Raw genomic sequence first — 24,352 nt, 5'->3', positions numbered from 1 at the left:
CGGGGGCATGGCGCCGCCACCCACCCTTTCCCTGGACTTGCGCAGCTACGGCCCGGACAGCACGACCGATCGCCACGGCTTCGCACAGATCGTGCTGCCGCTGGAAGGCGCGCTGTCGATGGAGATCGGCACGCGCGGCGCGGCGATCCTGCGCGGGGACATGGCCTTCGTCGAAAGCGACACGCTCCACGACCAGGTGAGCGCGGTGCCGAACCGTTCGTTCATTCTCGACCTCGACCCCGAGGCGCTGGCCCCGCGCCTGCGCGAGGAACTGATCCGCCGCCCCTACACCGCGCTCTCGCCCGCCGCGGGCAAGCTGGTGGACTTCATGGCGCTGATGGCCGCGCAGCAGGATGCCTCGGCGGAAACGACACAGGCCATGGTCGATCGCTGGGCACCGCTGTTCCTCGATACGCTGGCAGGCGGCATGCCGCGCTCTCGCCTGCGGCTGGCCGCCCTGCTCGCGGCCCTGGAGGCCGAGCCGGGCCGGGACTGGACGGCCGCCGCGATGGGCCGCCATGCCGGTGTCGGCGTCAGCCGCCTTCACGAGCTGTTCCGCCAGGAACTGGACACCACGCCGCGCGCCTGGCTTTCCGATCTGCGCCTGAAGCGGGTGCGCGAGGCGCTGGCCGCGGGGCATCGCTCCATCGCCGAACTGGCCTATCGCTTCGGCTATTCCGACCAGAGCGCCTTGACGCGCGCCCTGCGCAAGGCCACGGGGCTGCCGCCGGCGGCCTATCGCCGCCAGATGCAGGATGCGATCGCGGAAAGCCCGCCAGAGACGCAGGGCGAGACCGGGCCGGAGCCTCGGTCAAAACCGGCGTAGACGGGGACAAGACCCCCGCGGGCAACCGTTGCAACCTGCCGCCTTTCTGGACGGAGTCAGCAGTGTCGGACGCGCGGAACACGATTGTCGGAGTGGGGTTCGGCGCAGCGGCCGGCGCGGTCTGGGGGCTGGTCTTCCTCGCGCCGGAACTGGCGGGAGACTTCGGCCCGCTCTACCTCGCCGCCGGGCGCTATCTTGCCTATGGCCTGATCGCGGCGGCGCTGCTGGTGCCCAGGTGGCCGATGCTGGTGCGTCATCTCGGCCGTACCGAGTGGATCGCGCTGGCGTGGCTGAGCCTGCTGGGCAATACGCTCTACTACATCCTGCTGTCGAGCGCGGTACAGATGGCGGGGATCGCGGTGACGTCGCTCATCATCGGCTTCATCCCGGTCGTCGTCACCATCGTCGGCAGCCGCGATGCCAGCGCGCCTTCGCTGGCGCGGCTGGCGCCCTCGCTGCTGCTCGGCATCGGCGCGATCGGCTGCATCGGCTGGCAGACCCTGGCGAGCAGCCATGCCCAGGCCGGTATCATGCCGCTGATCGGGCTGCTTTGCGCGGTGGGCGCGCTGGCGTCCTGGGCGACGTTCGCCATCATCAACAGCCGCTGGCTGGTGCGGCTGGAGCACGTCTCCGCCCACGACTGGAGCCTGCTGCTGGGCATCGTCACCGGACTGCAGGCAGTGGTGCTGGTGCCGCTCGCGCTCCTGCTCGAACCGGCCGCGCACGATGCGGCGGCATGGTACCGGTTCCTGGCGGTGTCCGGCGCGGTCGCGCTGTTCGCCTCGGTCGTGGGCAATGCCTTGTGGAACACCATGAGCCGCTTGCTGCCGCTCACCATGGTCGGCCAGATGATCCTGTTCGAGACCGCTTTTGCCTTGCTCTACGCCTTCCTCTGGGAAGCCCGGCTGCCGACCGTTCCCGAAATGCTGGCCATCGCCTGCATGGGCGCAAGCGTCGTCTCCTGCCTGACCGCGCACGGCCCGAGACGCGCCGCCGCGGTCGCTTAGGGTCGGGACCTAGGTCGCAGCGCTCACCGGCCCTGCCAGCGTATCGTCCGCGCCCACCGCGCTGTAGACGGTGATCCGGTTGGTGAGGTCCGCCAGGATCGTCGCGATCCGGGTCTGGCGATAGGCGTAGAGCGACCGCTGGGCGACCAGCGCATCGAGATAGGTATCCGTCCCCGCCCGGTACTGCGCGTCTGCCAGGCGGTAGCTCCTCTCCGCCGCCGTCACCAGCCGGTCCTGCGCCGCGCGCTGCTGGGTGATGGTGCCGCGCCGGGCGAGCGCGTCGGCGACATCCTTGAAGGCGGACTGCACCGCCGCGCGGTAAGTCGCGAGGTAATATTCGCGCTGCGCCTTGGTATATTCGAGGTTGCCCTTGTTGGTGCCGCCCAGGATCGGCAGGCTCGCGCTCGCCGTGCCGCTGGCGCCGAGCGCGCCGCCGGTGAAGAGATCCCCCAGCGCCGTGCTGGCCAGGCCGAGCGCGGAAGTCAGCGAGATCGTCGGGAAGAACGCCGCGCGGGCCGCCCCGATCTGCGCATAGGCCCCCTTCAGCTGATGCTCGGCTTCCACCACGTCCGGGCGCCGCAGCAGGACTTCGGAAGAGAGGCCGGCAGGAACCTGGCCGATGCGCGCATCCAGTTCGGCCAGCGAGGCGGGCAGCAGGGCATCCTCCACCGAGCCGCCGACCAGCAGCTCCAGCGCATTGCGGTCCTGTGCCACCAGCGTCGTCTGCGAAGCGACGTCGGAGTTGGCCTGCTCCAGCACCGTCTGCGCCGAGGCCAGGTCTCCGGCCGCCGCAAGCCCCGATTTCAGCAGGCTCTGCGTCAGGTCCACCGAGCGCTGGCCGCTGGCGCGCGTCTCCTGAGCCAGGGTCAGCAGATCGCGGTCGGAGGCGAGCGTGACATAGGCCGTCGCCACATTGGCCACGAGCGTCAGCCGGGCGGCGCGATAGCCGGACTCGGTCGAGAGATAGGTCTCCAGCGCTTCGCGGCTCTGGTTCTTGAGGCGCCCGAACAAGTCGAGTTCGAAGGCGCTGAAGCCGGCATTGGCACTGTAGGTCTGGGTATCGCCCTGCGAGGACCGGAGTCCGCGCGTACCGGTCGCGCTGGCCGTGCCGGCCAGGGTCGGCAACTGGTACGACCGCTCGACATGGTACTGCGCCCGCGCCGAAGCGACATTGGCCAGGCTGGCCTGAAGGTTCTGGTTGTTCGCAAGCGCCCGCTCGATCACCGATTGCAGGCGCGGATCGGCAAGGAGCGTGCGCCAGGGCATGCCTGCCTCGCCCGCTTCGGCAGGGGCATAGGCCGCGCCTTGCGGCCACTGCGCAGGCGCGGCCGCTTCGGGCTGGACGTACTTGGGCGCCATGTTGCAGCCGGCAAGGGCCGTGGCGGCGACAAGGAGCGGTATCAGGGTGCGACGCATCGACTGGTTCCTCGATGAAGGTGCCCGGAGCCCCGACCTGATGGGGCTCCGGGCTTCACCGGCGCGGGAGGGTGCGACTGTTCCGCGCCGATGAATGGGGAGAGAGGGGAGGCTCAGGCCTCTCCTTCGGATGGGGTGCCCGGGACTTCGGCATGCGATGCAGGCCGCAGGTCCCGGGCAGCGTCGTCCTTGCCGCCTCGGTGGAAGAGCTTGGCAACGACGACGAAGAACATCGGCACGTAGAAGATCGCCAGCGCCGTCGCGGTCAGCATGCCGCCCAGCACGGCAGTGCCGATGGCGATGCGGCCTTGCGCGCCTGCCCCGCTGGCGATGGCGAGCGGGACGACGCCGGCCATGAAGGCGATGGAGGTCATCATGATCGGCCTCAGGCGCACGCGGGCCGCGTCCAGCGCGGCGTGGAGCATGTCCTTGCCGTCGCGCCAGGACATTTCCGCGAACTCGACGATCAGGATCGCGTTCTTGGCGGCAAGGCCGATGGTGGTGAGCAGGCCGACCTGGAAGTAGATGTCGTTCTCCAGCCCGCGCGCGGCCACCGCGATCACCGCGCCGATCACGCCCAGCGGGATCACGAGCAACACCGCCAGCGGCACCGACCAGCTTTCGTAAAGCGCGGCAAGGCACAGGAACACCACCGCGATCGACAGCGCATAGAGGTAGACCGCCTGCCCGCTCGACTGGTTCTGCTGGTAGGACAGGTCGCTCCAGGCATAGCTCGTGCCCGGCGCGATCTTCTGCTGCAGCGCGACCATCTCCTTCATCGCATCGCCCGAGCTGTAGCCCGACCCGGCATCGCCCTGGATCGTGTAGGACGAGCGGCCGTTGAAGCGAGAGAGGCTGTTCGGCCCGGTTTCCCAGCCCATCGTCGTGAAGGCGGAGAACGGCACCATCTTGCTAGTGCCGTCGCCATTGGTGCCCGAAGTCGAGCGGACGAACCACTTGTCGAGGTCGCTCGGCAGCATGCGCGCGGTAGCCTCGCCCTGGACGTAGACTTTCTTCACGCGGCCACGGTCGATGAAGTCGTTGACGTATGTGCCGCCCCAGGCCGTGCTCAGGGTGTCGGTGGCATTGTCCACCGAGAGGCCGAGGACGGAGAGCTTGGCGTCATCGTAGTGGACGTCGAACTGCGGCGTATCCGGCAGGGTGGAAGCGCGGACTTGCGAGAGCTTGGGATCCTGGTTGGCCGCCGCGATCAGCTTGTCGCGCAGGGCGACGAACTTGGTACGGTCCATGTTGGTGGAATTGAGCAACTGGAACGAGAACCCGTTCGACTGGCCCAGCCCCTGGATCGAAGGCGGGGTCATCACGAAGACCTGCGCATCGCGGATCTTGCCCAGCTTGGCCATGATCCGCCCGCTGATCGCCGCGGCGCTCTTGCTGGAATCCTTGCGCTCGTCGAACGGCGCCAGGCTGGCGAAGCCCATGCCCGCGTTCTGGCCCGCTCCGTTGAAGCTGAAACCGCCGATGGTGAAGCGCAGCGGCACGTTGTCGCCTTCGGAGGCGAAGGCCGCCTCGATCTGTTCGCGCACCTTGTCGGTCCGCTCGGAGGTCGCGCCGGCGGGAAGCTGGTAGACGACCATGACCTGGCCCTGATCCTCGGTCGGCAGGAAGCCGGTGGGCAGGCGCGTGAAGACCACCACGAGCGCGACGATCACCAGTCCGTAGACCACCAGCCACACGCGGCGGCTGGCGATCAGCTTCTCGGTCGTGTCGACATAGCGGCCGGTCATGCGGTCGAACCAGCGATTGAAGCCGCCGAACCAGCCGTCGATCCGCTTCTGGACCCGCTGGACAGTGCCGCGCAGGCCCGTGGCGGGGACCTGCGCGTGATCCTCATGTTCGCGCGGCTTCAGCAAAGTGGAGCAGAGCGCGGGCGAGAGGATCAGCGCGGTCAGCACCGAAAGCGCCATGGCCGAGACGATGGTGACCGAGAACTGGCGATAGATCACGCCCGTCGAGCCGCCGAAGAACGCCATCGGCAACAGCACCGCCGAAAGCACCAGCGCGATGCCGACCAGCGCGGAGCCGATCTCCTCCATCGAGCGGACGGTGGCGCGATAGGGGCTGAGGCCGTCCTCGTGCATCAGGCGCTCGACATTCTCGACCACGACGATGGCGTCGTCGACGAGGAGGCCGATGGCCAGCACCATGGCGAACAGGGTCAGCGTGTTGATCGAATAGCCCAGCAACGCCAGGATACCGAAGGTGCCCATGAGCACGACCGGCACGGCAATGGCCGGCACCAGCGTGGCGCGCCAGCTCTGGAGGAAGGCGTACATCACCAGGACGACGAGCACGATGGCGATCACCAGGGTCTCGATCACTTCCTTGATCGAAAGCTTCACGAAGTCGCTGGTGTCGCGGGCGTAGGCGATCTTGTAGCCGCTGGGCAGGCCCTGCGCGAGTTCGTCGACACGCGCCTTCACCGCGGCCACGGTCTTGAGCGCGTCCGCGCCGGAGGCCAGCTCGATGCCGATGCCCGAAGCCGGATGGCCGTTGAGGCGGGCCGAAGTCGAATAGCTCTCCTGTCCCAGCTCCACCCGCGCCACGTCGGAAAGGCGCACGACGGAGCCGTCCGTCAGCGTCTTCACCACGATGTCGCGGAACTGCTCGGGCGTCTGCAGGCGCGACTTCGCCTTGACGACGGCGTTCAGCATCTGCCCCTTGGCCAGCGGCTCGGCGCCGAGCTGGCCTGCGGAAAGGTCCACGTTCTGCGACGAGATCGCGCTGGTGACGTCCGAGGGGATCAATTGCCGCGCCGCCAGCCTGGCCGGGTCGAGCCAGATGCGCATGGCATATTGCGCGCCGAACACGCGCACCCCGCCCACGCCGTTGACGCGGGCGAGATCGTCCTGGAAATTCGAGACGAGATAGTCGGCCACGTCGCTGTCTGTGGTCTTGTCGCTCTCGTCGTAGAGGCCGACCACCAGCAGCATGTCCGACCCCGACTTGGTGACGGTGAGGCCCTGCTGCTGGACCTGGGTGGGCAGGCGCGAATTGGCCTGCTGCACCTTGTTCTGCACCTGCACTTGCGCCACGTCGGGGTCGGTGCCCTTGGCGAAAGTCGCGGTGACGGAAGCCGAACCCGAACTGTCCGAACTCGACGAGAAGTAGAGCAGGTTGTCGATGCCGGTCAGCTGCTGTTCGATCACCTGGGTGACCGAATTCTCCAGCGTCTGCGCCGAAGCGCCCGGATAAGTAGCGCTGACGGTGACGGAGGGCGGCGCGACATCGGGATATTGCGCGACGGGAAGGCTCATGATGCCGGCAACGCCGGCCATCATGACGATGATGGCGATGACCCAGGCGAAGATCGGCCGGTCGACGAAATAGCGGCTGAGGTTCATCGGATCAGTCGCCCAGCTTCACGATGACGGCCTTGACCCTGGCCCCGGCGCGGGCCTTGTCGGTGCCCTCCACGATCAGGCGGTCCCCCGCCTTCAGCCCGCTGACGATCAGCCACTTGTCGCCGATCGCCTGGCCCGTCACGACCTTGCGCTGCTCCACTTTGCCCGAGGCATCGACGACGAGCGCCGTGCCGTTGCCCTTTGCATCGCGCGAAATGCCCTGCTGCGGCGCGAGCACTCCGTTCTGCACCACGCCCTGCGGCGCGGCGACGTTCACGAACATTCCGGGCAGCAGCAGGCCGTCAGGGTTGGGGAAGCGGGCGCGCAGGGTCACCGTTCCGGCCTGGGGGTCGACATTGACCTCGCTGAACTCGATGGTCCCCTCGCCCGGGTATTTCGTGCCGTCCTCCAGCGTGAGCGAGACTTTCGCGCTGGCCGGCATCATGCTGCCCTTGGCGAGCGCGCTGCGCAGGCGCAGCAGGTCGGCCGAGGACTGGGTGATATCCACGAAGATCGGATCGAGCTGCTGGATCGTCGCCATCGCATCGGTCTGGCTGGCCGTGACGAGCGCGCCCCTGGTTACCGAGGAGCGACCGATGCGCCCGGTGATCGGGGCCAGCACGCGGGTGAATTCCAGGTTCACCGCGGCGCTGCGGCTCGTCGCCTGGTACTGGTGCACGGCGGCCTGCGCGGCGCGGGCGGCGGCGATCGTCTCGTCCCGGTCCTGTCCGCTCACCGCCTCGCTGTCCCCGAGCGTGCGATAGCGCTTCGCCTTGGCCTCGGCGCTGTAGAGCGTGGCCTGCGCGTTCTCCAGCTGCGCGCGCGAGGTATCCAGCGACGCGCGATAGAGCCGCGAATCGATCTGGTAGAGCGGCTGTCCGGCGTGGACCAGCGAGCCCTCCTCGAACAGGCGCGACTGGATCACCCCGTCCACTTGCGGGCGCACTTCCGCCACCGTCGTCGCAGCGGTGCGGCCCGACAGCGTGGTGGAGACCGTCACCGGCTCCGCCCGCAGCGTCACCACGCCCACTTCGACCTCCTGCTGCGGCATGGCCTGCTGCTGGCCGCACCCGCCAAGGCTCAGCGTCGCCAGCGAAAGCGCGGCCATGGATAGCATCGGGGCCATGGCGAAATGTTTGAACGAAGGGCGCAAGCGGGGGGCTCCTGTGCACGGTTGCAGCTTTGATCCTGCAATTGTGCGCCGCAGCACGGAACGGCAATCAACAGCGCGTATCGTCAAGTTGCCGGCGGTAGCCTATTGTTTCATCGTGTATCACCAGGGCAGACTTCACCGGGCAGCGCGTTTATGGCTTCATTCATGATCCCGCAGAGCGATGCGCCGGAAGGCCGCATCATCGTCCTTGAGGACGATCCCGACATTCGCGAACTGATCGCCGCGCAGCTTTCGCGCGAGCCGCAGCGCGTGGATTCGGTCGGCTCGGTGGCCGAACTGCGCACCTGCCTCCAGGGCGATCCGGTGGACCTGCTGATCCTGGACCTCAACCTGCCGGACGGCGACGGGCTGGACATCTGCCGGGACTTGCGCGCCGCCGGACATCAGGGCGCGATCATGATGGTCACCGCGCGCGAAGGCCCGATCGACCGCGTGCTCGGCCTGGAACTCGGCGCGGACGACTATCTCACCAAGCCTTTCGAACCGCGCGAGCTGCTGGCCCGCGTGCGCAATCTCCTGCGCCGCTCGCGCGTGTTCGACGGCGCGGCGGGACAGGGCGGCCAGCGCCCCCGCGTCGCCCGTTTCGCGCGCCTCGGGCCGTGGCGGCTGGACCTGCACCAGCGCCGCCTGGTCACTCACGACGACCGGCTGGTCATGCTCTCCTCCGCCGAATACCGCCTGCTCTCACGCTTCATCGAAGCGCCGAACCAGGTGCTCTCGCGCGAGGAACTGCTGCCCGAGCGCAGCGCCACCGTCGCCTTCGACCGCTCGATAGACATCCAGATCAGCCGCCTGCGCCACAAGCTGGCCAGCGAGCCGGGCGGCGACGAACTGATCCTGACGGTGCGCAGCGAAGGCTACGTCCTGCCTGGGCCCATCGCCTTCGAATGACGAGCGCCGAACCTGTCAAACCCGGCTTCCTGAAGCGCCTGCGCGACTATCCGCGCTCGCTGGCCGGGCGCCTGACGCTGGTGCTCTCGCTGGGCATGGCGGCCTCGGCGATCCTGGCGCTGCAGGCCTCCGACGGCCTGGGCCACTATACGTTCCGCAGGGACCAGGTCGATGCCGCGCTCGACAGCGCCGAAGACATCGCACACCGCTTCGAGCGGCAGCCTGTAAGGACCGCCAACCTGTTGTCACGCGGCGTGATCCTGGGGGCGCACGATGCCAATCCCGCATGGCGCATGACCGCGCCGGACCCGACATTCTCGCGGCGCCTGTCCGAGCGCCTCGGCCGTCCCGCCCAGGTCATGCCGCTGCTGAACGGCGAATGCTTCGCCCAGCTGACGCGCTATCCCCACGCGGCGGGCATGAACACCGACCCGCTGCCGGACTGCTGGTTCATCCGCGTCGATGCCGGGGACCGCAAGCTGGACTATGTCGTCGACCTCTGGCCCGATCGCAGCTGGAACCGGCACCGCGTCGGGCCGCCCTATATCGAACTCATCATCGTCGCCGGGGCGTTGCTGGGCCTGCTCGCGGCCAGCCTGGCGACCACGCCGCTGCGCCGCATGGAACGCGCCGCCCGCGCCTTCTCGCTGGTCGGCGAGTTCGAGCCGATCCCGGTCAAGGGCCCCAGCGAAGTGCGCGCCGCACTGGAGACCTTCAACCTCGCGCAGGAGCGCGTGCGCGAAGGCCTGCGCGAACGCACGCAGATCCTGGCCTCCGTCACGCACGATCTCCAGACCCCGCTCACCCGGCTGCGCCTGCGGCTGGAGCAAGTGGAGGACGAAGCCTTGCGCGACCGGCTCGTCGCCGACCTGCAAGTGACCCAGCAGATGGTGCGCGACGGGCTGGACCTTGCCCGCAGCAGCGAGATCCGCGAACCCTGGTCGGTGCTGGACATCGATTCCATCCTCTCCAGCACGGCGGAGGACGCGGCCGAGTTCGGGCACCGCGTGGTCTTCAGCCAGGGCTGCGATGTCGAAGCGCGGGTCAAGCCCCATGCCCTGGCGCGCGCGCTCGGCAACCTCGTGGACAATGCGCTCAAGTACGGCGGCGGTGCGGAATTGAGCTGCCACCGCGAGGGCGCGGACCTCGTGATCCGCGTGGCGGACCGGGGGCCGGGCCTGCCCGAGGACGAACTGGCACTGGCGTTCCAGCCCTTCCGCCGCCTGTCGTCCAGCAAGGGCAACGGCACCGGTATCGGCCTGGCGATCGCCCAGGCCCAGGTCGGTACTTTCGGCGCCGCGATCGGCCTGCGCAACCGCGACGGCGGCGGATTGATCGCCGAAATCCGCATTCCGGCTACATCGATTCGCGGTGAAGGCGAAGTCGTTCGCGATTGACGACGCCGATACAATTGGGCACGACTGTATCAAGGCGATGCAACAGAGTTGAAATCCGATTGAAATGTGGATTTACGCCGTTGCATAAAGTCCTCACCAAATAGAGTTGGCATCTTCGTCAGTTCAACTCTGGGGCAACTGTCTCGACACTGTCACATAAAACCGATTAAGGCTTCGGCAGCAGCGACGCCCTGGCTGCCCGAAGACGACCGTTGGCGGACGATTGTGCTTCCCGAGGCCCGGAGACGCATGCTGAAGCCATGATGCCCCCTTCAGGGGGAACCAATGAGGTCGTAAATCCAATGCAGAAACGTTCCGTTCTCGCCGCCTCCGCGGCGAGCTTCGCGGTTGCTTGCGTGCTCGGTTCCGCCCCGGCCCGCGCCCAGTCCACCGGTTCGCTCGATTTCGAGAAGTCGGAAATCGTCGTCACCGGCCGCACCCAGAACGACATTGCCGGAATCGAGATTCCGAACACGCCCAAGGCCAAGCAGGTCCTGACCAAGGACGTGATCGGCCGCGAGACGCCGGGCCAGTCGATCGACGAGATCATCAACCTGATCCCCGGCGTGAACTTCCAGAGCTACGACGGCTACGGCTCCTCGGGCGGCAGCCTGATGATCCGCGGCTTCGATGACAGCCGCATCTCGCAGACCTTCGACGGTATTCCGCTGAACGATACCGGCAACTATGCGCTCTATACCAATCAACAGCTCGATCCCGAACTGATCGAGCAGGTCAACGTCAACCTTGGCACGACCGATGTCGATTCGCCGACTGCCTCGGCCTCCGGTTCCACCGTCAATTACCGCTCCATCGACCCCAGCCACGAATTCGGCGCCCGCATGGTCGGCACCGTCGGCGATTACGGCAAGATGCGCGTGTTCGGCATGGTCAACACCGGCGATCTCAATTCGTCCGGCACCCGCGCCTGGTTCTCGGCCTCCAAGGACACGTACGACGCGCTCTACGGCGGCATCGGCCAGATCGACAAGACGCAGTTCAACGCCAAGCTCTACCAGCCGCTGGGCAGCAACGGCGATTTCATCGCGATCTCGGGCCACTACAACGTCAATCACAACACCATGGCCTCTGACTGGGCCCTGACCAACACCAGCGGCATCCCCACCAATGCCGACGAGCGTGACGCCTATACCGTCGCGCGCTGCACCATCCCGGCCGGCACCGAAGGCGTGGCCGATGCCGCCAGCTCCTGCGGATCGGCCTGGGAATATCGCTACAACCCGTCGAAGACCGCGAACATCCGCATCAATTCGCGCTTCACCCTCAGCGACAAGCTGACCCTGACGGTCGATCCCTACCTCCAGTATACTTCCGCCAACGGCGGCGGCACCGTGGCAGCCAAGGAAGGCAGCTACAGCAGCACGATCGCCAGCGGCTATATCGGCGGCACCCCCTACTTTGGGGGCGTAGACCTCAACGGCGACGGCGATACGCTGGACACGGTACGCCTTTCGGCGCCCAGCCAGACCGAAACCTACCGCATCGGCGTGATCGCCTCGCTGCGCTACGACCTTTCGGACAACCAGCGTGTCCGCGTGGCCTATACTTACGATCGCGGCCGCCATCACCAGACCGGCGAGCTGGGCTACCTGGACTCGAACGGCTTCGCATCGAACTACTTCAACACCGACGATGCGCTGACCGACGTGAACGGCAACGTCCTGCAGAAGCGCGACCGCCTGTCCTACGCGATCCTGCATCAGGTCTCGGGCGAATACTCGGGCGATTTCGTCAACAACTCGCTCCACGTCGTCGGCGGCCTGCGCGTGCCGTTCTTCCGCCGCAACCTGACGCAGAACTGCGTGACCTACAGCAACAGCGGCTCGGTCAACTGCCTTGCCGATGCGGACAGCCTGGCCGCCTACGAGGCCAGCCTGACCACGACCTATGCAGCGCCGCAGAACAAGGTGTTCGACTATAGCCGCGTGCTGCCGAACGTGGGCTTCACGTACGACTTCACCCCGGCCCTGTCGATGAACGCCAACTATTCGAAGGGCCTGCAGGTCCCGGGCACGGACAACCTCTACACCAACGCCTTCTACTATTCGGACGGCTCGGCCGATCCCAAGCCGGAAACGACCGACAACTTCGACCTCGGCCTGCGCTACCGTTCGGGCATGTTCCAGGCATCGGTCGCGGGCTGGTACACGATCTTCTCCAACCGCCTGTCCTCGGCCTACAACCCGGACACCCAGACTTCCACGTACACCAACCTCGGCACCGTGGATCGCTACGGCATCGACGGCAGCGTCTCGTTCCGTCCCGACAAGCATGTCTCGGCCTATCTGTTCGGCTCTTACCTCTGGTCGAGCATCCGCGACGACGTGCAGACCGGCGCTTCCAGCTACGCGGAAACCGCCGGCAAGATGGAAGGCGGCGTGCCGCACTACAGCTTTGGCGGCCGCGTGGAAGGCAATGCCGGCCCCGCATCGCTGGGCGTGGAAGTCAAGAAGACCGGATCGCGCTACTACAACAGCCTCAACGCCGCCGTGGTCGACAGTTCGGGCAACCAGCTCTGGGCTGCCAAGGTCCCGGCCTATACCGTCGTCAACCTCGACGCACGGCTCAACCTCGGCTTCCTGGGCCTGAACGACAAGACCTTCGTGCAAGTCAACGTCACCAACTTGTTCGACAAGTTCTACTACGGTGCCTTCGACGACGCGGGCATCACCAATACCGCGACGACTTATGCCTATATCGGTGCTCCGCGCACTTTCTCGGCATCCGTCAACTTCCAGTTCTGATCCCTTTTGAACTGACGAAAACCTGGTCGGCGGCGATGCACAATCGCCGCCGACTCAGTCGTGCGCATTTTCAACTCATCGCTGCAGAGGCACGGTTCGGCCATTAGCAGCCCCTTTTTCCGCAAACCTGTCTATGGGGGCGCCTCCCCCGCTTGATGCCCTGTCGGCATCGCATCCCTTTACGGCCGCCTTGCGGCCGTTCTCTCGCCTGGTGATCGTGGTGCCGCTTCGTTGCGCCTGCCCGGGCGTGAACGGAGACAGACATGCACGATCCTGTTGCGCGAAATGCGCAATCTGGCGCCGCTGCGCAACATGCGCAATTCGGCTGGTTCAAATCCCGCCGTGAAATGGCCATTGACGACATTACCCTGGTAGACCGCTCGCTGCTGAAGCGCGCGGTCGGCGCTGCCGCGCTCGGCAACGCCATGGAATGGTTCGATTTCGGCGTCTACGGCTACATCGCCGTCACGCTCGGCCATGTCTTCTTCCCCTCGGGCAACCCCACGGTTCAGCTCATCGCCACTCTGGCGACTTTCGCGGCGGCCTTCCTCGTGCGCCCGCTTGGCGGCCTCGTGTTCGGCCCGCTCGGAGATCGCTACGGGCGCCACAAGATCCTGGCCCTGACCATGGTGATGATGGCGGCCGGCACTTTCGCCATCGGCCTCATTCCCTCCTATGACCGGATCGGCCTGGCGGCACCGGCCCTGCTGCTGGTGGCCCGGCTCGTCCAGGGCTTCTCGACGGGCGGCGAATATGGCGGCGCCGCCACCTTCATCGCCGAATATTCGACCGACCAGAAGCGCGGCCTGATGGGCAGCTGGCTCGAATTCGGTACGCTCGGCGGCTATATCGCCGGCGCCGGCACGGTCACGGCCTTGCAGATGTCGCTCAGCGATGCGGACATGCTGTCCTGGGGCTGGCGCGTGCCCTTCCTGGTCGCCGGCCCGCTCGGCCTGCTGGGGCTCTACATGCGCCTCAAGCTGGAAGAGACCCCGGCGTTCCAGGCCTATAGCGAGCAGGTCGACGCCCGCGAGGCGGACCGCCCCGGCCTGTCGGACATGTTCCGCCTGCACTGGCGCCAGCTTCTGAAGTGCGTGGGACTGGTCCTCGTCTTCAACGTGACCGACTACATGCTGCTGACCTATATGCCCAACTACCTGACGGTGACGATGGGCTATGCCGAGAGCAAGGGCCTGCTGCTGATCATCCTGGTCATGCTGGTGATGATGCCGCTCAATGTCGTCGGCGGCCTGTTCAGCGACCGCCTCGGCCGCCGGCCGATGATCATCGGCGCCTGCGTGGCGCTGATGGTCCTGTCGATCCCCAGCATGCTGCTGATCGGCAGCGGGAACGACTGGCTGATCTTCCTCGGCCTGATGACGCTGGGCGTGGCGCTGGTCTGCTTTACCAGTTCGATGCCCTCCACCCTGCCCGCGCTGTTCTACACCCCCGTGCGCTACAGCGGCCTGTCGATCGCCTTCAACCTCTCGGTCTCGCTGTTCGGCGGCACGACGCCGCTGGTCACCGCCTGGCTGGTCAGCCGCACCGGCGATCCGCTGGTTCCGGCCTATTACCTGATGGGCGCCGCCGCGATCGGCATCCTGACGATGCTCACCGTGCGCGAGACCGCCGGCATGCCGCTTCGCGGTTCGCCGCCCGCCGTGGAGAACCGGCGCGAGGCCATCGCCCTCATCAAGAGCGGCCAGCCCGTCACCGTGGACGACGCCATCCCGGGAATGGCCCCGGAAGCGCCGAAGGCCCGGCCCGCGGTCATGATCGCCAGCCCCGCCTGACCTCAACGTTTTTGGCCTTCCCGGCCTGACAGAACCACGACCGGCCGGTTGTCCCACGCGACACCCGGCCGGTCGCTTTTGTGCCGCAGTGCAACAATAATATCTCTAGCCGCGTTCCGGGGGCATCGTTTGCATCACTCGGATCCTGTTCTCGTTTCCATGACCATTCATCGCCGCGCCGTCCTTTCTGGCATCCTTGGAGGCGCCGCCGCCCTCGGCCTGCCGCGCATCACGTTCGCCGCCGACGAGGTCAGCCGCGTGGACGCGCTGATCGCGCGCATGACGATCGAGGAAAAGGCGGGGCAGATGACCTGCCTTGCCGACGCCTTCCGCCCCTTCAACCCGCCCAATCCGCAAGCCGGGATCCAGGACGAAAAGCGCCTCTCGGAAGAGATCCGCAAGGGCCGCGTGGGCTGCCTGTTCAACGGCATTGGCGTAGCCGGCGCCCGCCGCGCCCAGGAACTTGCCGTCAAGCAAAGCCGCCTCGGCATACCCCTGCTTTTCGCCGGCGACGTGATCCATGGGCTCAAGACGATCTTCCCGGTACCCCTCGCCGAAGCCTCCACGTTCGACCCTGCCCTGGCCGAGCGGAGTGCCCGCGCCATGGCCGTGGAAGCCACCGCCGCCGGCCTGCACCTCACCTTCGCGCCCATGGCCGATGTCGCGCGCGACCAGCGCTGGGGCCGCGTGGTCGAAGGATCGGGCGAGGACGTCACGCTGACCGCGCTGCTGACCGCGGCCAGGATACGCGGCTTCCAGGGCCGCGACTTGCGCCGCGCCGACTCGCTCCTCGCCTGCCCCAAGCACTTCGCCGCTTATGGCGCCGTCGCGGGCGGCCTGGAATACGGCAGCGTAGACATCAGCGACGAAACGCTGCGCGAAACCCACTTACCGCCCTTCTCCGCCGCCTTCGCCGCTGGCGCGCTCACCACCATGGCGGCCTTCAGCGAGATAAACGGGGTGCCCGCCACCGCCGACCGCGCCCTGCTCACCGACATCCTGCGCGGCGAGATGGAGTTCCGCGGCTTCGTCTTCTCGGACTATACTGCCGACGAGGAACTGATCGCTCACGGCTATGCCGAAGACGAACGCGACGCCGCGCGCCTTGCCGTGCTGGCAGGCGTCGACATGTCGATGCAGAGCGGGCTCTACGTCCGCTACCTGCCCGATCTGGTGAAGAGCGGCGCCGTGCCGATGGGCACGGTGGACGTGGCCGTGCGGCGCATCCTCTATGTGAAAATGGCCATGGGCCTGTTCGACAATCCCTGGCGCTCGCTGGACGAGGAGGTGGAACGCACTCACATCGCCACGCCCGCCCATCGCGAACTGGCGCGAGAAACTGCCGGGCGCTCCATCGTCCTGCTCAAGAACAGCGGCCTATTGCCGCTGGACCCCGCGCAAGGCCAGAAGGTCGCCCTGATCGGACCGTTCGGAGAGGACAAGGATAATGTCTACGGCCCCTGGGCGTTCTACGGGGACCCGGGCAAGGGCGTGGACATCGCCAGCGGTCTGCGCGCAGCGCTGGCAGACCCGGCCAGGCTGACGATCACGCCCGGCTGCGGCATCGAGAATGCGATGGACGGCGGCATCGCCAAGGCCGTGGACGCGGCCAAGGCGGCAGACGTCGTCCTGCTCGCGCTGGGCGAATCGCAGACCATGTCAGGCGAAGCGCAATCGCGCACGACCATCGAGATTCCCGCCGCCCAGCAGGCCCTGGCGGATGCCGTGACCGCGACCGGCAAGCCGGTCGTCGTCCTGCTGCGCCACGGCCGCGCGCTGGCGCTTCACGACGGGGTCGCCAATGCCCAGGCCATCCTGGCGACCTGGTTCCTCGGTTCCGAGACGGGCCATGCCGTGGCCGACGTGCTGTTCGGCAAGGTCAATCCCTCGGGCAAATTGCCGGTCAGCTTCCCCTGGGAATCGGGCCAGGAACCGTTCTTCTACGACCGCAAGTCCACCGGCCGCCCGGTCGTCGACAACCGCACCGAGTATCGCGCCCGCTACACCACCACCGACAACAGCGCGCGTTTCCCCTTTGGACACGGCCTCAGCTACAGCGAATTCGTGCTGGAGAACCTCAAGCTTTCGGACACCGCCATGCGCTGGGACGAGACTGTCGACATCTCGGTAAGGATCACCAACAAGGGCAGTAGACGGGGCAGCGAAGTCGTCCAGCTCTACATGCGCGACCGCGTCGCCAGCCGCACCCGCCCGATCCGCGAACTCAAGGGCATGGAGCGCGTGACACTGGATCCCGGCGACAGCAAGACCCTACGTTTCCCATTAGCGCGCAAGGACTTGGAATTCGTCGGCGCCGGCAACGCCCGGATCGCCGAACCCGGACTGTTCGACATCTGGGTCGGTCAATCCTCGACAGGAGGACTGCATTCGCAGATCGAACTCTATGCCGCGGCACCGACGACCTAGGGCGCGCCCTATGTTTGCACGGGGCCAAGGCGCCGCACCTGTTGCACTGCAGCAAGCGGTGCGATGGAACCGGTGACACCATAGTATTCGACCGCGCACACTGTGCCAAACGCCGTCAGGATGGGCCGCAACTGGCATCCCTCCAAATTGACTATTGGCCCGCAAAGGATTTCCTGTTTATTTACGTCAATCGTGCGAGGACAGCGTTACAGGATCCTCCTCGCAAAACTCCAAGGGAGCATGTGATGCCCGATAGCGAACAGCCCGACCTCACGCGTCTGACAGTTGAACTGCTGAGCGCTTATGTCGCCAACAACAGCGTGCCCAGCAACGAACTGGCCGCCCTGATCGAGCAGACCCGTTCGGCCCTTGCCGGCCAGTCGGCCGCCGATGGCGAAGCAGTCCACAAGCCGGCCGTGTCTGTCGAAGACAGCCTGGCTTCCAAGGAGCACATCCTCAGCCTGATCGACGGCAAGCCCTACAAGAGCCTGAAGCGCCACCTGGCCAATAACGGCATGACCCCGGCCGAATATCGCACGCGCTATAGCCTTGCAGCGGATTACCCGATGGTCGCCCCGGCCTATTCCGAGCATCGCCGCGCCGTCGCCCAGCGCATGGGCCTGGGCGGTCGCCCCGGTGCCGCCAAGCGCGACACCGCGGCAACCGCAACCTCGCCCGCCAAGCCCGCTCCCGAAGCGAAGGCCGCTCCCTCTGCTCCGGCAGCGCCCAAGACTTCGCCCGCAGCCAAGGCTCCGGCAGTAAAGGCCAAGTCGTCGGCCACGGGTGACAGCGCGAGCAAGTCGCGCGGCGGCAAGAAGCGCTTCGCCCGGGAACCGCAGAGCGGCACCGCTCCCCAAGCGGCCAAGACGGCAGAAGCTCCGGTAACCTCCACCCCGGCAGCAAAGCCCGCTGCCAAGTCGGCATCGAAGCCGGGCAAGCCTGCTGCCGCCAAGACCGCCGCTAAGCCTGACGCGGCCAAGAAGGCCGCACCAGCCAAGCCGAAGAGCGCCAAGCCCGCCGCCACTGCTGCTTCGGCAGCCAAGCCGGCTGAAACCGGAGCGACCACTGCGCCGGCCGCTCAACCGGCAGCCCCAGCCACCGCCAAGCCCGCAGCGAAAGTTGCAGCCCCTGCGGGCGATCCCGCGAATGCCGCAAAGAAGCCTGCAGCACCTGCCAAGCCCAAGCGCAGCAAGTCCGCATCGACCGGCACCGCCAAGTCGAGCGCAACCAAGACGTCCTCCGCCCCGCGCAACACTGCAGCGAAGACGGAACCCGCCAAGCCGGCCAACCAGCCGGAGTAAAACGCCAGGCCCGGCAGGCACAAACCCTGCCGGGCCGCGTGCCTCCCTACGATTGCCGCCCTCAGGTCTGCATCGTGCGACGTTCGCTGGTTGCCGTACCCCTCCCGGCCTCCCGATCCCCGCCGCCGTGCACGGAAACCGCGACCGCCGCGACCACGATGTTGCGGCCGTTAACCCGCAGACATGCACTTGCGAGCGCCGACTTCCAGACGCATGCCTTCTGGAGCCAACCGCGATAGACGCCCGCCAGCGCCGGCCCTGCATCCAAACTGTCCGCACCTTCCTCCGTAGCCTACCGGGTTTCACAACCAGCCGTCCGGAACGCGACCGCCGCGGCCAAAATCCTGTGCGCGCGAGCTTGCCGCCGCCACGCCGTGCACGCTTGCTCGCACCGCGCCCCGAACCGTCGGCGACCTGCCCCGCAGCTTTCCATGCCTCGCGACCTGCCACCCGCAAACCGCGCCCGCCGCGTGAGCCATTACGCGGACGCTAACCTGCTGACGCGCACTCGCAGGCGACAACGTCCGAACGCTAGCTTGCAGACGGCGGCTTGCCGGTGCCAGCCGCCATGCCTGCCTACTCGCGCCCGCCCAGCCCGCCTGAACCGCCGAGGCCCCTCTAGGCGGCCTGTCAGACCTCGCAACAAGTGGCCGAAGACCCGCATCCGGGATAGAATAGCTGGTAACTTGCGCGGCACACGACGTTGCATTCCCGAATACTGACCTTTCGACGAACCGTACCTAGCCTCCATGGACCAGAAAGAAGTTACTGTCGGTCGCCCCAATCCAAGTCTCTTCGCCAGAGGCACCGACCGCTTCCGCTCTGAGGCTACGCTTCCGCGCTATTGCGATCGCCATGCGTTTCCCATTCCCCTCACCATATCGGCGACCGATTCAGACAGACACCAATCATTCCCCACTCGACGTATAGAGCCGCTCTAACTCAGTAAATCGCTCTTTTTGGAGAAGCATCCAATACCGATCTACTCCGCCAAAACGGTTTCTGATCGAATTGCGGCGATGGATCGAAACAGTATAACTGAACCGCATCGCTACTGAAGCGTAGTCCAGCAAACGTGAGGAAACAATGAGATCGCGACCGAACGTTCCCCTGCCCCCCGCCCTCGGTAATTGTCTTGGGCACATACCCATCATATTGATGGATGAACCCGTCCGGCCCCGCCATAGTGTCGATTGCACAGCCGCGACCTCCCTGTGAGCGAGCGCCCGCTCCCGGCACCAGCGGAAACCGTCATCGTCCTGGGAGCAGGCGTCGCGGGTCTTGCCGCCGCCACACACTTGTTGGATGCCGGTCATGACGTTCTGGTTCTCGATCAGCAGAATCGCGCCGGCGGCACACACCGCAGCCGACAGATCGGGGCCTATACTTTCGACGTCGGCAGCATATTCTACGAAGAAACCGCCCGGATCTTCGATCTCGCCCCATCGCTGCGGGAGCTCTGCCCGAAAGTCTCAAGCATTCAGCGACGGGTCGCGCCCGACGGATCGGTCCTGCTCTATCCGATCGAGCCGCGTGACCTGCTCCGTCAATCCGCACCGCGCCTGGCAGCCTCAGTGCTGGATCTCCTCGCCTCACGCCTTCGTCTGACGCCGGACGGCTCCCTCGACACGCTTTGCCGCAAGCGATTGGGCAATCGTTTCTTCGCCGATACCGGGCTGGAACATTATGTCACTCGGTTTCACCACGTTTGCCCCAGCGAGATAGACGAAGAGTTCTTCTTTCGCCGCATGGCAATCATCGAACGTTTCTCGCGTACGAGCAACTTGGCCCGCAGCGCAGCGCGCGCGATTTTCTCCCAAAAGTTGCACCACTCCGCACAACACTGGCCGATGCGCGTCAGACCGCGCCAAGGCTTCGACGCACTGTTCGATCCCATAGTTCGGCATCTCGTTTCTCGCGGCGCGACCTTTGCATTCGGCGAACGCCTGTTGTCGCTCCGCAAGGATAGTCCCATCTTCAAGGTTCAAACCGACCGCAGCACTCGCACGGCCGGGGTCGTCGTCAGTACAGTGCCCCTCGATACGCTCCACCGCGCTCTCTTCTCCCAGTCTTCGAACCTCAACAGCCTCGACATGACCACGCTCTACATTTCCGCCGACTGGCTAAGGCCCGATACCGGAAACGTCCTTTTCAACTTTCACGCCGATGGCGCATGGAAGCGCGCCACGATCTATTCGCGTCTCTATCCCGACCCCGCCATCGCGAGGCGTTACTTCTCGGTTGAAACCACACTGGCACCCGGATCCCCGCACGATCCGCAATCCACCTTCGAGGCATTTCGCTCCCATGCAGAGCAACTCGGCCTCGCCCGAGGCCTGCGCCTGGAGGGCCACGACCATGTCGAGAGCTGCTATCCGCTCTACCGCATCGGCGCCCGAAAGACGGTCGACGCGGTGCTGGAACGGATCGCTCAAGCCGGAGTCATTACCGTAGGCCGTCAGGGTCGCTTCGAATACCTCCCCACCTCCACCGGCGTGATCGCGCAAGTTTCGCGCCACCTCGGCATGGCACAGGCCGCCGCCCGCCCTTCGGAGCTGGCCGCATGAGGACCTTGCAGCGATGACCTATTCAATTGCCGCGCAGGAATTTCCAGGCGTCCCGCGAGACTTCAATCCATCACAGGACGGCGCGCGGAGCAATCCGCTCCGCGTGAGGATCTTCAACGTAAAGTACAGCCCGAACCTGGGCGACGGCCTGCTTTCAGAATGCCTCGAACAGGCCCTGATCGATTGCGGCGCCCATGCCGACACCCGCTCGGTTGATCTGGCAGGACGAAAAGCGTATGGCCCCGGCCCGGCGCAACGCGGCGCGCTGATCCGGGCGCTGCACATGCTGCCCCCCCCCGTCAGACAGCTTTCCGTGCGCCTGCCGCTCGCAATCCAGTCGCGCCGCCGATGGCAACCGCATTATAGTGCCGCGCTGCTCGGCGCGGAATGCGTGGTCATCGGTGGCGGCAATCTGATCGTCGATCTCGATCTCAATTTTCCGACAAAGATCGCGCTGGCCATACGGGCCGCAGAGCAACGCGGCCTGCCGGCCTTCATCTATGGCTGCGGCATGTCCTCGGGTTGGAGCCGAGAGGGCCATGCACGCATGCGCCGGGCGCTGGAACGAGGCGTGGTACGCGGCGTGTTCCTGCGAGACGAACGCTCTCGCCTGTTGTGGAACGCCGAATTCGGGGACGCTCACGGCTTGCCGGCTTTGGTGGTCCCCGATCCCGGCTTGCTTGCATCCTATCGATACGAATCGGGAATGAAAGCACTGCCGACCCGGACGGGCCGAAGCGTCATAGGGCTCAATATCACCAGCCCCGTCGCCGTACGCTACCACTCCAGCCAGCCGGTTGAGACCGGCGGCTTGGAGCGCTGGTACTGCGATCTTGCGCAGGAACTCGCCATCGCCGGGCATGAGGTCAGGTTATTCACCAACGGGAGCCCCGAAGACCGTGCTTGCGCGCTCCGCGTCCGGGCGGCGCTCCAGTCCAGCACGTGGTCCGAGAGATTTTCCCATGCCCAACCCGAAACACCCGCCGAACTTGCAATCCTGATCGGCGGCTTCCAGGGCCTGGTCGCGTTCCGAATGCATGCCGTTATTGCGTCCTATTCGTACCGCGTCCCCTTCGTGGCGCTGCAATGGGATACGAAACTCGATTCCTTCGTCCAATCCGTTGCGCGCGGCGATTGGCTGATCGACCCGTTCAACACCTCTCCCCAGGCCGCTGGCGCTTTGCTCGGCAGGGCGATGGCCTGCGGCATTGAAGCAGAGGCGCACGCTGCCGTCATGGAGCAGGCACGCGCAGGTGTCGCCATGCTCCATGCCGAAATCATTCAGGCCGTAATGAAGGCATGATCTTGAGGTTTGCTGCCCTTGCCTTGGCCGCCATGGCAGCTTTGGTTGCCGCTTGGCAGGCGCCTCTCCGGCCAGTGCGTCACCGTATCGAGATAGGCGCGCTGACCACTAGGCCCCGGGCAATCATTTCGCCGGAGCAGGCCTCCCCTGTTGCACCGATGCGGCTCGGAGCGGCCTCGAACTTCTCGCAGGGCTGGAACGGAGCGATGTTCTCGGCCGCACTGGCTCTTCCCCTGACGAACTGGCGCGACAGCATTCGCTGGGCGGATGTCGAGAAGACCAAGGGGCAATATACCTTCGAGACGCCGATGACCCGGTTTCCCGAGCGACTGGCCGCCGGCGGCGCCCGGCTGACTGTAACGCTCAATTGGGGCAACCCACTCTATGACGGCGGACAGACGCCCCATTCGCCCGAAGCTCTGGCGGCCTTCAGCCGCTTCGTGTCTGAACTGGTGAAACGCTATCCGGCGATCGACACTATCGAGGTCGGCAACGAGATCAACGGCGCCAACTTCGTAAACGGGCCGGTGAAGAACGCCGATCTTGCAGGCAGAAGGGCCTACCATCTGGCCATGGTGGGCAGCGCCGCCGAGGGCGTGAGGTCGGCCCATGCCCGAGTTCGCGTGATCGGCGGATCGGTACACTCGCTGCCGGGCGGGTTTCTCTGGCCGCTGCTGGACGCCCCCGGCGCGGGATACCTGCAAGGTCTGGCGCTCCATCCTTATACGACGCCGATCGACCAGTTGCCGGCGCAGATCGGCGTGCTTCGGCGCCAGAGCGCCTTGCGGAACCAGCCCCTCCACATCACGGAATTCGGAAGCCAAAATCCGCAGACGGCGCCGGATGAACTCGTGCGTTCCTACGCGACCCTTGCGTCGCTGGGCGCGGCCGAAATGGACTGGTATCCGCTGGGAGAGCGGGGAGACGGTTTCGTCCCGCTACTGCGCCGGGACGGAACACCAACCACGGCAGGCCGCGCGTTTCGGTTCGTGACCGAGCAGCTCACGTCGATGCCAGCGCGCAATCTCAGCCCCGATCCCTTTACATTCATCCACGCTTTCGGGCCGAACCTCTGGGCGGTCTGGGGAGCGCCGCGCGCCATCCGGCTGGACCCGGTCGCCGTGACGGCCCTCGACGCCACGGGCGCTCGGATCGATAACGCGGGTCTCAAGCTCGACGAAACCCGGGTTCTGATACTCCGGGGCCGCAAGCCATTGGTTCTTGGCGAGAACGTGAGTCTCGATTGCTCTCCCCTTGTTGCCGACAGCTTTCTGGGCTTCACATTTCCCGATGACCCAGTCCGGCCATCCCGTGCTCCGCCTGGCTTCACGGCTTACGCGCAGACGGCCACGGGAAGGGTGCCCCTTGCGACCATGCCCGGTCAGCAGAACGACGGCGTGCCCTGGACGCCCTATCTCGGTCGAAAAGACGCCGCGCTTCCGCGGCTCGCGGCAGACCTCGCTTTGCCAGGTCCCGGAGCAGAACTGCTGCTGGAAAATAGGTCTGCCCATACCCGGACTCTGCACATCGTCGGCGAATTCACGGCGGCAAATCCCGGTGCGGCCGGTGCGGCAATTTCATTCTCGGTAAATGACGGGCAGGTATCGCTTATCCAGCAAGCGCCCCATTTCCTGTTCGATAGGCAAGTTCAGGCCCAGGCTGGTCGGAGCCTGACTTTCTCGATCGGGTGGAATGGCACGGCGCGAGACAGCGCCACCCGATACCGCATACGTGTGTTCGATCCTGCGGCCTGTCCTTCAGGCCGACCCAGCACAGGACAAAAGCTGCCGATCATGCGATGAAACCTTGATTCTAGCGCACGACAGGCGCTTTCGGCCAGGCGGCGCAGCAGTATGCCCGAAACACTGCGGACAGGGCCGGATCACAAGCCTTGTCCAAGGGGCTCAAACATTCAACCGCCCTGGGCCCCGCGACGGAGCACTGGTTGAAGCGCTGGGCCGCCCCGTCATCCTGAACTTGTTTCAGGACCCCAGGCCAACGGTTGTTCCGGAACCGCGATGAGCAAACTTCCCAGCGGACCGAACGAAGCCTGAGCGGCGCCGCGATGGACTTATGACAAGGTTCAGACGACATCGGCGAAGCCCTGAAGACAGCGGAAC

The 24,352-nt window shown here is 66.0% G+C and carries 14 protein-coding genes; 11 read left to right on the top strand and 3 right to left on the bottom strand.

Annotated elements, in window-relative coordinates; translation table 11 throughout:
• The first annotated feature begins 7 nt into the window (after positions 1-7).
• Complete coding sequence (locus tag ACZ1J6_RS01335) at positions 8-826, top strand: AraC family transcriptional regulator (RefSeq protein WP_134095967.1); 819 nt, start codon at positions 8-10, stop codon at positions 824-826.
• Positions 827-888: 62 nt separating this feature from the next.
• A complete protein-coding gene (locus ACZ1J6_RS01330) occupies positions 889-1,833 on the top strand; it encodes a DMT family transporter (RefSeq protein ID WP_132268835.1) in 945 nt (314 codons plus the stop codon).
• 9 nt (positions 1,834-1,842) lie between these two features.
• Here ACZ1J6_RS01330 and ACZ1J6_RS01325 read toward each other — a convergent pair whose 3' ends face one another.
• The 3 genes from ACZ1J6_RS01325 to ACZ1J6_RS01315 all read right to left on the bottom strand — a co-directional run bounded on the left by ACZ1J6_RS01325 (position 1,843) and on the right by ACZ1J6_RS01315 (position 7,740).
• Positions 1,843-3,249: an efflux transporter outer membrane subunit gene (locus tag ACZ1J6_RS01325; protein ID WP_134095966.1), complete on the bottom strand. Its 1,407-nt coding sequence runs from the start codon at positions 3,247-3,249 to the stop codon at positions 1,843-1,845.
• A gap of 113 nt (positions 3,250-3,362) precedes the next feature.
• Positions 3,363-6,614: an efflux RND transporter permease subunit gene (locus tag ACZ1J6_RS01320; protein ID WP_134095965.1), complete on the bottom strand. Its 3,252-nt coding sequence runs from the start codon at positions 6,612-6,614 to the stop codon at positions 3,363-3,365.
• A 4-nt stretch (positions 6,615-6,618) separates the two neighbouring features.
• Positions 6,619-7,740 (bottom strand): efflux RND transporter periplasmic adaptor subunit, encoded by a 1,122-nt coding sequence (locus ACZ1J6_RS01315; RefSeq protein WP_134095964.1) that lies wholly within the window; start codon positions 7,738-7,740, stop codon positions 6,619-6,621.
• Between the two features lie 192 nt (positions 7,741-7,932).
• Between ACZ1J6_RS01315 and ACZ1J6_RS01310 the strand changes: the two genes are divergently transcribed.
• The 9 genes from ACZ1J6_RS01310 (at position 7,933) to ACZ1J6_RS01270 (ending at position 24,034) form a co-directional block, all read left to right on the top strand.
• A complete protein-coding gene (locus ACZ1J6_RS01310) occupies positions 7,933-8,679 on the top strand; it encodes a response regulator transcription factor (RefSeq protein ID WP_132268970.1) in 747 nt (248 codons plus the stop codon).
• Positions 8,676-10,076, top strand: a complete 1,401-nt coding sequence (locus ACZ1J6_RS01305; RefSeq protein ID WP_134095963.1) for an ATP-binding protein — start codon at positions 8,676-8,678, stop codon at positions 10,074-10,076. The genes ACZ1J6_RS01310 and ACZ1J6_RS01305 overlap by 4 nt, the downstream gene beginning before the upstream one ends.
• Positions 10,077-10,378: 302 nt before the next feature.
• Positions 10,379-12,841: a TonB-dependent receptor gene (locus tag ACZ1J6_RS01300; protein WP_132268842.1), complete on the top strand. Its 2,463-nt coding sequence runs from the start codon at positions 10,379-10,381 to the stop codon at positions 12,839-12,841.
• A gap of 347 nt (positions 12,842-13,188) precedes the next feature.
• Positions 13,189-14,634 (top strand): glycine betaine/L-proline transporter ProP, encoded by a 1,446-nt coding sequence (proP, locus tag ACZ1J6_RS01295; protein WP_243841238.1) that lies wholly within the window; start codon positions 13,189-13,191, stop codon positions 14,632-14,634.
• Between the two features lie 159 nt (positions 14,635-14,793).
• Positions 14,794-17,061 carry a glycoside hydrolase family 3 N-terminal domain-containing protein gene (locus tag ACZ1J6_RS01290; RefSeq protein ID WP_134095961.1) on the top strand — a complete coding sequence of 756 codons (2,268 nt, stop codon included), beginning with the start codon at positions 14,794-14,796 and terminating at the stop codon, positions 17,059-17,061.
• Positions 17,062-17,306: 245 nt separating this feature from the next.
• Positions 17,307-18,362 carry a Ros/MucR family transcriptional regulator gene (locus ACZ1J6_RS01285; protein ID WP_134095960.1) on the top strand — a complete coding sequence of 352 codons (1,056 nt, stop codon included), beginning with the start codon at positions 17,307-17,309 and terminating at the stop codon, positions 18,360-18,362.
• A 1,214-nt stretch (positions 18,363-19,576) separates the two neighbouring features.
• Positions 19,577-20,929, top strand: coding sequence for an FAD-dependent oxidoreductase (locus tag ACZ1J6_RS01280; RefSeq protein ID WP_243841237.1), 1,353 nt, complete (start codon positions 19,577-19,579; stop codon positions 20,927-20,929).
• A 13-nt stretch (positions 20,930-20,942) separates the two neighbouring features.
• Positions 20,943-22,232, top strand: a complete 1,290-nt coding sequence (locus tag ACZ1J6_RS01275; protein WP_134095959.1) for a polysaccharide pyruvyl transferase family protein — start codon at positions 20,943-20,945, stop codon at positions 22,230-22,232.
• 158 nt (positions 22,233-22,390) lie between these two features.
• The gene (locus ACZ1J6_RS01270) at positions 22,391-24,034 is read left to right on the top strand and encodes a glycoside hydrolase 5 family protein (RefSeq protein ID WP_134095958.1); all 1,644 of its coding nucleotides are present in this window, start codon (positions 22,391-22,393) and stop codon (positions 24,032-24,034) included.
• Positions 24,035-24,352: the final 318 nt, after the last annotated feature.

The organism is Novosphingobium sp. BL-S-21 (assembly GCF_055521655.1).
This window is presented reverse-complemented; position numbering and strand designations above follow the sequence as displayed.